Genomic DNA, 11,216 nt, shown 5'->3' on the forward strand with positions numbered 1-11,216 from the left:
TTCACACACACCCCGTTTTTATAAATAGAGATAGCTTTTCGCAAGACGCTTAGGAGAGAAATCAAGAATTAAGCCGTATATGCGCATTTTTCCGCTAGTTCTGGAAACCGCCGCGCATACCCTTAGGAGGAACGTGGATATGAACAAGAAAAGTGTACGTGATGTGGAAGTAAGCGGCAAACGCGTGTTTGTTCGTGTAGATTTCAATGTACCGATGCAAGACGGCAAGATTACGGACGATACCCGGATTCGCGAAACGTTGCCTACGATCAAATACTTGATCGAAAATGGTGCGAAAGTTATTCTCGCGAGTCATTTGGGCCGTCCAAAAGGCCAAGTGAATGAAGATATGCGTTTGACCCAAGCGGCTGCACGCCTGTCCGAGTTGCTGGGCAAGCCAGTAGCTAAGGCTGACGAAGCTATTGGTGAAGCAGCAAAGACAAAAGTAAGTGCCTTGAATAACGGCGACGTCCTCGTGCTTGAGAACGTTCGTTTCTACCCAGGTGAAGAGAAAAACGATCCTGAACTTGCGAAGCAATTTGCTGAATTGGCTGACCTGTTCGTCAATGATGCATTTGGTGCGGCTCACCGTGCTCATGCTTCGACTGAAGGCATCGCTCATCATTTGCCGGCCGTATCTGGTCTTCTGATGGAGAAGGAACTGTCCGTTCTCGGTAAAGCCTTGTCGAACCCGGATCGTCCTTTTACAGCTATCATTGGTGGATCGAAAGTAAAAGACAAGATCGATGTCATCGACAATCTGCTCAACATTGCAGACAACGTGTTGATTGGCGGCGGTCTGGCTTATACCTTCTTCAAGGCTCAAGGCCATGAAATCGGTAAGTCCTTGCTGGATGATTCGAAGCTGGATGCAGCACTCGGCTTCATCGAGAAAGCCAAGAAGCTCGGCAAGAACTTTGTGTTGCCTGTTGACTGCGTAGTAGCAGACGACTTCAGCGCAACTGCGAATCACAATGACGTTGATATCGATAGCATTCCTGCTGATTGGGAAGGCGTAGACATCGGACCGAAGACACGTGCCATTTATGCAGACATCATCAAGAACTCCAAGCTGGTTGTTTGGAACGGACCGATGGGCGTATTCGAAATCGACATTTTTGCTAACGGTACAAAAGAAGTGGCTGAAGCTTGCGCGACTACGGAAGGCTACACCATCATCGGTGGCGGCGACTCCGCAGCAGCAGCAGAGAAATTTAATCTGGCAGGGGAAATGGACCACATTTCCACTGGCGGCGGCGCTTCTCTTGAATTTATGGAAGGCAAGGCGCTTCCAGGCGTTGTTGCCCTGAACGATAAGTAAGAATAAGGTTCAAACGTTCAAAAAAACGGGATTTCAGCACCGAGAAGGCTGGATGAAGCTAGGGACTGAGTAGCGGAGCGTAGATAGATCTACGTGAGCAACGGAAGGCCCGGCTGAATTCAAGATTCGATGTCGAATTTACTTCCTGAAATTGCATCGTGATCAAAGGCCGTTTTTTTGAACTATCTCATTAAGATTAAGGTTCAAAAAAACGGGATTTCAGCACCGAGAAGGTTGGATGAAGCTAGGGACTGAGTAGCGGAGCGTAGATAGATCTACGTGAGCAACGGAAGGCCCGGCTGAATTCAAGATTCGATGTCGAAATACTTCCTGAAATTGCATCGTGATCAAAGACCGTTTTTTTGAACTACCTCTATGAAATAAAGGAGTGGGCTCTGTGAGAACACCTATCATTGCAGGAAACTGGAAAATGTTTAAAACGGTTTCCGAAGCTAAGGCTTTCTTCGAAGCGGTTAAAGGTAAAGCGGAATTTGCAGGCGTGGAAAGTGTCATCTGCGCTCCGTTTACAAACCTCCCGGCTTTGGTAGAAGCAGCAAAAGGCACGTCAATTAAGATCGGCGCGCAAAACATGCATTTTGAAGACGAAGGCGCATTTACAGGCGAAATCAGCGGAGGAATGCTGAAAGAGCTGGGCGTGGATTATGTCATTATCGGACACTCCGAACGTCGCGCATACTTTGGTGAAACCGACGAAATCGTTAACAAGAAAATCCATGCAGCGTTCAAGCATGGCTTGACTCCAATCCCTTGCGTTGGCGAGAAATTGGAAGAACGTGAAGCGGGTCAAACCAAAGATGTCGTTAAAGTGCAAACGGAAGCGGCGTTGAAAGGCTTGACAGCAGAGCAAGCGGCTCAAGTCGTTATTGCTTACGAACCAATCTGGGCAATTGGTACAGGCAAATCTTCTACTTCTCAAGATGCGAACGAAGTCATTTCCTACATCCGCAGCCTGGTTGATGGACTGTACGGCAATGATGTTGCTGCGAAGATCCGTATCCAATACGGCGGCAGCGTGAAGCCGGAGAACGTAAAGGAATACATGGGTCAAAGCGATATCGATGGCGCGCTTGTGGGCGGAGCCAGCTTGCAGCCAGCATCTTATGCTGAGCTTGTTGAGGGGGCGAAGTAAATGACAGCCCCCAAACCGGTAGCATTGATCATCATGGACGGCTTTGGACTTCGCGAGCAAGTAGAGGGCAATGCAGTAGCCCAAGCGAATAAGCCGAACTATGATCGTTACCTGAAGCAATATCCAAACACGACTTTGACTGCCAGTGGTGAAGCGGTTGGTTTGCCGGAAGGTCAAATGGGCAACTCGGAAGTAGGGCACTTGAACATCGGTGCTGGCCGGATTGTATACCAGGACTTGACCCGGATCTCCAAGTCGATTCGCGAAGGCGAATTCTTCAACAATGAAACGCTGGTAGCAGCGGTTCGCAGTGCAAAAGCGAAGGGCAAGAAGCTGCATTTATATGGTCTTCTGTCCGACGGCGGCGTTCATAGCCATATCGACCACCTGTTTGCTATGTTGGACCTGGCCAAGAAGGAAGAGATGCATGAAGTATACATCCATGCCTTCCTGGACGGACGCGACGTGGCTCCAGATAGTGCGAAGGGCTTCCTGGAACGTCTGATTGGGAAGATTAATGAGCTTGGCGTAGGCCGAATCGCTACAGTGCAAGGCCGTTACTATGCGATGGACCGTGACAAACGGTGGGATCGCGTAGAGAAGTCGTACCGTGCGATGGTTTATGGCGAAGGCCCTAAATATACCGACCCGATTACGGCAGTAACCGAATCCTACGAGAAATCGGTATTTGATGAATTCGTAATGCCAACCGTTATTGTGGATGGACATGATCAACCGATCGCATCCGTGGAATCAGGGGATTCAGTTATATTCCTGAACTTCCGTCCGGACCGTGCGATTCAATTGTCCAACGTATTCACCAACAAAGATTTCCAAGGCTTCGATCGTGGTCCCAAGTTCCCAACCGACTTGCATTTCGTATGCTTGACGTTGTTTGCGGAGACGGTGGACGGTTATGTGGCGTACAAGCCGAAGAATTTGGACAACACGTTTGGCGAAGTGCTGGTTCAGCAAGGCAAGAAGCAATTGCGTATTGCCGAGACGGAAAAATATCCGCACGTAACCTTCTTCTTCAGCGGTGGTCGCGATGTTGAACTTCCTGGCGAAACGCGCGTGTTAATCAACTCACCGAAGGTAGCTACTTATGACCTGCAACCTGAGATGAGTGCTTACGAAGTGGCTGCGGCTTGCGTAGCTGAGATCGAAGCAGATAAGCATGATGCGATTATCCTGAACTTTGCTAATCCTGACATGGTAGGCCACTCGGGGATGATGGAACCAACGATTAAGGCGGTTGAAGTCACCGACGAATGTGTAGCCAAGGTTGTTGATGCGGTTACCGCTAAAGGCGGCGTAGTTATCATTATTGCCGACCATGGTAATGCCGATATGGAAACGGATGAGCAAGGCCGTCCATTTACTGCACATACCACGAACCCGGTTCCATTCATCGTTACTGACGAGAATGTCGTATTGCGCGAGAAGGGGATTCTGGCCGATGTAGCTCCAACGCTGCTCGATCTGATGGGCCTGCCGCAACCGGCTGAAATGACCGGTACATCCATGATTGCCAGCCGCAAGGCTTAAGCAAACCAAGAACAAAAAATAAAAATTAACACTTAAAAGGAGACTGTATCTTATGACAATTATTTCTGATGTCTATGCTCGCGAAGTCCTGGACTCTCGCGGTAACCCTACTGTTGAAGTTGAAGTATATCTTGAGTCCGGCGCAATGGGCCGCGCTATCGTTCCTTCCGGCGCTTCCACAGGTGCTCATGAAGCGGTTGAGCTTCGCGACGAAGACAAGTCCCGTTACCTGGGCAAAGGCGTACTGCAAGCTGTTAAGAACGTAAATGAACTGATCTCCCCAGAAGTGATCGGTATGGACGCTCTGGACCAACTCGGCATCGACAAATTGATGATCGCTTTGGACGGTACACCAAACAAAGGTAAATTGGGTGCCAACGCAATCCTGGCTGTATCCATGGCTGTTGCCCGCGCTGCGGCTGACGCTCTGGACCTGCCACTCTACGAATACCTGGGCGGATTCAACGCCAAGCAACTTCCAGTTCCGATGATGAACATCGTGAACGGTGGCGCGCATGCCGACAACAACGTAGACGTACAAGAATTCATGATTCTGCCTGTAGGCGCTCCTAACTTCAAGGAAGCTCTTCGTACTGGCGCAGAAATCTTCCACAACCTGAAATCCGTTCTGAAAGCGAAAGGCCTGAACACGGCTGTTGGCGACGAAGGCGGCTTTGCTCCTAACTTTACTTCCAACGAAGATGCATTGTCCTCAATCATGGAAGCTATCACGAAAGCAGGCTACACACCAGGTAAAGACGTATTCCTGGGTATGGACGTAGCTTCTACTGAATTCTACAAAGATGGCAAATACCATCTTGAAGGCGAAGGTAAATCTTACACTTCCGCAGAATTCGTTGACTTGCTCGCTTCTTGGGTAGAAAAATATCCAATCATCACTATCGAAGATGGTTGCGGCGAAGATGACTGGGAAGGTTGGAAGCTGCTCACTGAGAAATTGGGTGACAAAATCCAACTCGTGGGTGACGACTTGTTCGTAACTAACACAGAACGTCTCTACAAAGGGATCAAAGATGGTATCGGTAACTCCATCCTGATCAAAGTAAACCAAATCGGTACTTTGACTGAAACCTTCGATGCTATCGAAATGGCTAAACGTGCAGGTTATACGGCTGTTATCTCTCACCGTTCCGGTGAATCCGAAGACAGCACCATTGCCGACATCGCTGTGGCAACAAATGCGGGTCAAATCAAGACGGGTGCTCCTTCCCGTACAGACCGTATCGCTAAGTACAACCAATTGCTTCGCATTGAAGACCAATTGGCTGACCTGGCTCAATACAACGGCTTGAAATCTTTCTACAACCTGAAAGAACATCGTTAAGATTCAAACCTTAACGAGCTTTAAATTGCAATAAAACAAGGCCCTCTGGAGTTAAATCCCAGAGGGCCTTGTTTATGTTTCGTTCATATTTTCACAAGTCATAGTATGATAATTCTGTTCCAATTAGGGCTTAGGCCTTGAAGACCTTGATTTGTTCTTTCAATTCATTCATCAAATGATTCAAGGATTGCGCTGAAGCTTCAATGCCTGTCATAATGGTCGATTGCTCTGTAGAGGAAGCGGCCACCGATTGGGCGCTTTGTGCAGAATCTGTGGCAATCGTCAGCATGTCTCCAACCGAAGCCGCGATCTCTTCGGTACCTGCTGATATCTCCTGTGTAGTTGCCGAGACATCCTGAATTTGTGAGGAGACATGATGAATGGAGCCGCGAATTTGGCTGAAAGAAGTACCCACCTGCTCCATGCGTTCAATCCCGGTATCAATTTCACCAATGCTGTTAGTTATCGAAGTGGAAGCCTGGGCTGTGGAGCCTTGAATGAACTGAATCAACTCCACGATATGGGAGATAGACTGATTCGTCTGTTCCGCGAGCTTCTTCACTTCTCCGGCGACAACAGCAAATCCACGTCCTTGTTCCCCTGCACGTGCGGCCTCAATGGAGGCGTTCAGTGACAGCAGTGCGGTCTGGTTTGAGATATCGGAAATTACATGGACAATCTCACCAATTTCGCTAGAGTGCGCCGCTAATTTCTCGATGTCGGCCGCCGTTTGGTTGGCGGTAGACTGGATTTGTCCCATCTGTTCAATCGCCGATTGAATCTCCAAATAGCCGTGCTCGACCTCTTCAAACACAGCTTCTGCCCGTTCTGATACACTGCCGGAGGCTTCAGCAATTCTTTGTACGCCGATAGCCATCTCTTCTGTAGCTTGCGCGGATTGCCGGGCACCTTGAAGCTGGGTCTCCGTACCGCTGGCCACTTCCTGAATTGCCGAAGTGATATCTGCAGTCGCGTGAGAAGACTTCTGCGCGGCGTTCAGCAGTTCATTGGAAGCGACGTCTACTTGACCAATAGTATGATCGATTTGCTGCACCATATTGGACAATGAATCAATCATCAGATTGATATTTTCGCTCATTTGACCGATTTCATCCCGCGATTTTACCGCAACCCGTTCGCCCAGATGGCCGGCCGCTACCTTAGTCATCACTTGGGAGATGATTTTGATGGGCTTGACGACCAGTCTGGCCAGCACTACAGCGATAGCCGAGACAATTAGTACCGTGGCTATGGCGAGGGCGATGGACAAGCTTCGAGCTTCCGTAACTTTAGCGAATATTTCGCTAGTCGGTACGGTAATGACCATTTTCCAATGCGTACTAGGAATCGTCCCGTAGTAGGTAATCACTTCCTGGCCCGTTTCGTCCTGATATGTCATGGACCCGCTTTGGTTGCCCAGGATGGTTGTTACAGCCTTCTGCAGCCCTGGGGTGGTAGCGTAGTCCTCCATCTTCTTGCCAAACCGCTCGGCATCAGGGTAGCTATAGTAGACTCCGGTATCAGAGATCACGTAGCCGTAACCCGTCTCGGCTATGTTGATTTTGTTGCTCTGAGCGGTTAGTACGTCAGGGGTGATGGAAAAAGCAATACCGCCCACAAATGCGCCCGATTGATCATTAACGGGCACGATGGCCGGTATAATATATTTATCAAGCGCCTCCAGGTAACTCATCTCGCCGATGGCGGGCTTATGGCTCTCCTTGGCTTCAAGGAAGTAGTCGCTCTGCGACATATCCGACGTCATCCCGAGCATATTCAGAAGCTGCCCGTTCTTATCAATGACGCTGTAACCCTCCGACTGACTGTCGCTTTGCTCCAGAATGGTGAGCAGCGGGAAGATATCCTCGGTTTTGCCGGATTGAAATTTCGGATTTTGCTCAATTAACTGTTCCACCGCAGAGGACTTGGATAATACCCATTCATCGATCTTATCGATGTTCATACGTAGCGTTGACTGGGCCAACTCGTTGCTGTCGTCCTTCGTGACACCGCCGAAGTAATTAATGAAGAAGATGCTGGCGGCCAGCAGGGGAATCAGAGACGTCGCCAGAACAATCAACAGTAGCTTGGTCTGAAAGGACATCGACTTGCGATTAAGCTTGTTTTTGCTAAACACATTATTAACCTCCAATGACTGACTTGTGCATAAAAATATGAGTTAAGAAAATAGTACCACGAATAAAAGGGCCAAATTGGCACGATATGTAGAATTTTGGGACTTGAGACGGGAAATGTTGGGTTATGGAATGAGAAACTTCGTTGACGCTTACTAATTTATAAGGTACATAAGTAGATGGATTGATCTGGGTTGAAGTTGGTATAATGGATGAAAACGGTTGTTAATTTACGGGTGCTATGATACAATAATAATGCTGTTTTTGAATGAATGATAAACTCGAAGCATAAAGGAATAGATGAAGAGATTCTCACTTTAGGAGGTGGATTGAATGGATATTTTCTTGAAGGTATTGCTCGTTATTTTCTCGATCGGTCTGACCGTTGCTGTATTGTTGCAGAAGGGGAAGAGCGCGGGTCTTGCGGGTGCCATCTCCGGGGGTGCTGAACATCTCTTCGGAAAGACGAAAGCCCGTGGTATGGAACTGGTGCTGGAGCGTGTAACGATCGGCTTGGCCGTCGGCTTCTTCGTTCTATCAATCGTGGTTGCCGTTGTATTGGATTAGATCAAATTCAAGCAAAGCCTGCTTTTCCTTTGGGGAAGGCAGGCTTTTTTTAATTGATCAAGCTATAAGATGAGTGAACAAGTAGCCATGTATTCAAACACTGGAGTGAGTGATGCTTGTTACGCATACGACCAGAGTGGTTCATAGACTTTGGAGCAGCTTGGTAAATTTGTGCAGGGGCGGTGCAGGGCATACACGGATGTACCGCGTTAAATTCGTGTATACTAGGGTATATACAACTAGAGGAATATTATAGAAACGAAGTTGACTAAATACATTACCCGGTGAAGGTTGAGAGGCCGGGCTTGAGGTGAAATCATTTGAATTTAATTACAGACACAGAATTGCTGGCCTTTATGCGGGAGACCGCCTACAAGCCGATGACGTATCAGGAGCTGGAAGAGCATTTTGGTATTCACGATGCAGGAGAGTTTAAGAGCTTTCTCAAAATGTTGAATCGTCTGGAGCAGGCGGGTGAAATTATTTTAACCCGGACGCACCGCTATGGTGTGCCGGAACGGATGGACCTGGTACGTGGCCGGTTGCAGGCACATGCCAAGGGATTTGCTTTTCTTATTCCTGAGGACAAGGAACACCCCGATGTGTATGTCCACGCTAATGATCTGAAGAGTGCCATGAACGGAGACACTGTGCTGGTGCGCGTCAGCTCGAAGAGTGTAGGCGGCGGCAAGCTGGAAGGTGAAGTTGTTCGGATCGTTAACCGTGCGGTGACACAGGTCGTGGGCGTATTTCAGCATAACGAGACTTATGGGTTTGTTATTGCCGATGATAAACGGATTAACAAGGATATTTTCGTCCCGCTGGAAGGGTTCGGCGGTGCGGTTGATGGTGAGAAGGTTGTAGTCAAGATTGTGGAGTATCCCGAGGGACGATCTGCGGCTGTTGGACAAGTTATCGAGATTCTGGGGCATAAGGATGATCCGGGCGTTGATATTCTATCGATTATTCGCAAGCATCAATTGCCGGAAGCATTTCCTGATGAAGTCATGGCCGAGGCGCAGGACACGCCAGAGACCATTGCTGAAGAAGAAATTGCTCGCCAGCGTCGTCGTGATTTGCGGGACAAGGTCATTGTTACCATTGATGGCGAGGATGCCAAGGATCTGGATGATGCGGTTCACGTGGAGCGGATGCCTAACGGCAATATCCGGCTTGGGGTACATATTGCTGACGTCGGCTATTATGTGAAGGAGAATTCTGCGCTGGACCAGGAGGCTTATCAGCGGGGATGCAGTGTGTATCTGGTGGACCGGGTTATTCCGATGCTTCCACACCGCTTGTCCAACGGGATTTGCTCGCTCAATCCGAAGGTAGACCGGTTTACGTTATCCTGCGAGATGGAGTTCAACGAGCAGATGAAGGTGGTCAGCCATGACATCTATACGAGCGTGATTCGGACCAAGGAGCGTATGACCTATACCAATGTTCGGAAAATATTGCAGGAGGAAGATCCCGAGGTTACGGAGCGTTATGCTGATCTGGTGGATACCTTCAAGCTGATGCAAGAGTTAGCTATGCGGCTGCGGGGCAATCGCATGCGGCGTGGGGCAGTGGACTTTGACTTCGAGGAATCCAAGGTTATTGTAGATGAGAATGGCAAGGCAATCGATATTGTGAAGCGGGAACGTTCCATCGCCGAGCAAATTATTGAAGAGTTTATGCTGGCGGCGAATGAGACGGTGGCTGAGCATTTCCATTGGCTGAAGGTTCCGTTTATTTACCGGATTCATGAGGACCCGGATCAGGAGAAGCTGATGAACTTCATGGCGTTTGTCGCTAACTTCGGGCATTCCGTTAAGGGAAGCAAGGGGGACCGCATTCATCCACGGGCGTTGCAAACCCTGTTGGAAAATATTCAGGGGACCAAGGAGCAAACGGTCATCAGCACGATGATGTTGCGTTCCATGAAGCAGGCCAAATATGATGCGGAGAGCACGGGGCACTTTGGACTGGCTGCGGAGTTCTACTCCCACTTTACTTCTCCGATTCGCCGCTATCCCGATTTGGTGATTCACCGGGTCATTCGGGAGGTCATTGAAGGCGGAGGGGCGTTAAGCGAAGCGCGGCAGGAGTACTTGGCCAGCCGGATGCAGGATATCGCGCAGCAGTCATCGGAGCGGGAGCGTATCGCCGTGGAAGCGGAACGGGATACGGAGCAGTTGAAGAAGGCCGAGTACATGCTCGATAAGGTCGGGGAAGAATTCCCGGGTATGATCAGCAGCGTAACGAGCTTCGGGATGTTCATCGAGCTGGAGAATACGGTCGAGGGGCTGATTCGGCTTAGTGCGATGACGGATGATTATTACCACTTCCACGAGCAGCATATGGCGCTGATCGGGGAGCGGACGTCGAAGATCTATCGGATCGGCGACGAGGTGAAGATTCGCGTAGCGCGCGTGAACATGGACGACCATACCATCGACTTCGAGATGGTGGATATGAAGCCGCGCCGTCGCGGGGAGGGCTTTGCTGCCCGCGAGGGCTTCGGCGGCGACCGGGGTGGCCGTGGCGGCAAGCCGGGCAAGGGCGGCAGTGGTAAGCGCGGCAAGGAGCGCGTCGGGAAAGGCAAGCCGGCAGCAGCAGGCAAGGCTGCCGGGAAGGCCGCCAAGGTAGGTGGCGGCAAGGGCGGCGCGAAGCGCGGCAGCAAAGGCAAGGCTGGCCGCGGTGAGGCCGAGCTGAGCCGGAGCTTCGCCGGCGGCGGGCCAGCGGCCGAAGGCGGCCACGCGCCAGCGGTGCCAGCGCCGGGCGGCGGAAAGCGCAGCAAGCGCGGTAGCGGCGGCATTGCGCTGACCGGGCCGGAAGGCGCGATCGCGCGCGCCCGTGAAGCTCTTGGCGATGCGCCTGCCGGAGCCGCGAGCTTTGGCTTCGGCTCCGGCAAGGGAGGCTACGCCTCCGGGACGGTGGCCGTGGCCCGCGATGGCGGCGGATACCGCAGCGGCGAGGAACGCGGCTCGCGGCGGAAGAAGCCGTCCGCAAGCGGCAGCCTGGCCGGTGGCGCCCGCGAGGAAGCGGCCGGGGAATTGGCCCCAGGACGCAAGCGGAGCGGCAAGGGCAAGAGCAAGGGCGGCAGTGGAAATGCCACCGCAGCCTTTGTGCGCAAGAAGAAAAAATAAGGCCAACGCCGCATAA

7 protein-coding genes are annotated in these 11,216 nt (G+C 50.7%); 6 read left to right on the forward strand and 1 reads right to left on the reverse strand.

The genetic code is table 11. The features are described from left to right. Nucleotides 1-139 precede the first annotated feature (139 nt). The 4 genes from AC1VOR_RS14275 to eno all read left to right on the forward strand — a co-directional run bounded on the left by AC1VOR_RS14275 (nucleotide 140) and on the right by eno (nucleotide 5,364). Nucleotides 140-1,321: a phosphoglycerate kinase gene (locus AC1VOR_RS14275; RefSeq protein WP_482618616.1), complete on the forward strand. Its 1,182-nt coding sequence runs from the start codon at nucleotides 140-142 to the stop codon at nucleotides 1,319-1,321. A gap of 397 nt (nucleotides 1,322-1,718) precedes the next feature. Next, nucleotides 1,719-2,471, forward strand: a complete 753-nt coding sequence (gene tpiA, locus AC1VOR_RS14280; RefSeq protein ID WP_482618617.1) for a triose-phosphate isomerase — start codon at nucleotides 1,719-1,721, stop codon at nucleotides 2,469-2,471. Next, the gene (gpmI, locus tag AC1VOR_RS14285) at nucleotides 2,472-4,019 is read left to right on the forward strand and encodes a 2,3-bisphosphoglycerate-independent phosphoglycerate mutase (protein WP_482618618.1); all 1,548 of its coding nucleotides are present in this window, start codon (nucleotides 2,472-2,474) and stop codon (nucleotides 4,017-4,019) included. 52 nt (nucleotides 4,020-4,071) lie between these two features. Continuing rightward, entirely contained in the window at nucleotides 4,072-5,364 is a 1,293-nt protein-coding gene (gene eno / locus AC1VOR_RS14290; protein WP_059048823.1) for a phosphopyruvate hydratase, read from the forward strand. A 130-nt stretch (nucleotides 5,365-5,494) separates the two neighbouring features. On the opposite strand, the gene AC1VOR_RS14295 is transcribed toward eno, so the two are convergent. Beyond that, nucleotides 5,495-7,501, reverse strand: coding sequence for a methyl-accepting chemotaxis protein (locus AC1VOR_RS14295; protein WP_482618619.1), 2,007 nt, complete (start codon nucleotides 7,499-7,501; stop codon nucleotides 5,495-5,497). Nucleotides 7,502-7,832: 331 nt separating this feature from the next. Here AC1VOR_RS14295 and secG point away from each other — a divergent pair, with 331 nt between their 5' ends. Next, the gene (gene secG, locus AC1VOR_RS14300; RefSeq protein ID WP_059048825.1) at nucleotides 7,833-8,066 is read left to right on the forward strand and encodes a preprotein translocase subunit SecG; all 234 of its coding nucleotides are present in this window, start codon (nucleotides 7,833-7,835) and stop codon (nucleotides 8,064-8,066) included. Nucleotides 8,067-8,422: 356 nt separating this feature from the next. After that, nucleotides 8,423-11,200: a ribonuclease R gene (rnr, locus tag AC1VOR_RS14305; protein WP_482618895.1), complete on the forward strand. Its 2,778-nt coding sequence runs from the start codon at nucleotides 8,423-8,425 to the stop codon at nucleotides 11,198-11,200. Nucleotides 11,201-11,216: the final 16 nt, after the last annotated feature.

This window comes from Paenibacillus sp. 1SOY10 (assembly GCF_056836745.1).

Excerpts from the sequence above, each read along its gene's own strand:
- AC1VOR_RS14275 (WP_482618616.1), top strand. The coding sequence starts at position 140 with ATGAACAAGAAAAGTGTACGTGATGTGGAAGTAAGCGGCAAACGCGTG.
- gpmI (WP_482618618.1), top strand. The coding sequence starts at position 2,472 with ATGACAGCCCCCAAACCGGTAGCATTGATCATCATGGACGGCTTTGGA.
- eno (WP_059048823.1), top strand. The coding sequence starts at position 4,072 with ATGACAATTATTTCTGATGTCTATGCTCGCGAAGTCCTGGACTCTCGC.
- secG (WP_059048825.1), top strand. The coding sequence starts at position 7,833 with ATGGATATTTTCTTGAAGGTATTGCTCGTTATTTTCTCGATCGGTCTG.
- rnr (WP_482618895.1), top strand. The coding sequence starts at position 8,423 with ATGCGGGAGACCGCCTACAAGCCGATGACGTATCAGGAGCTGGAAGAG.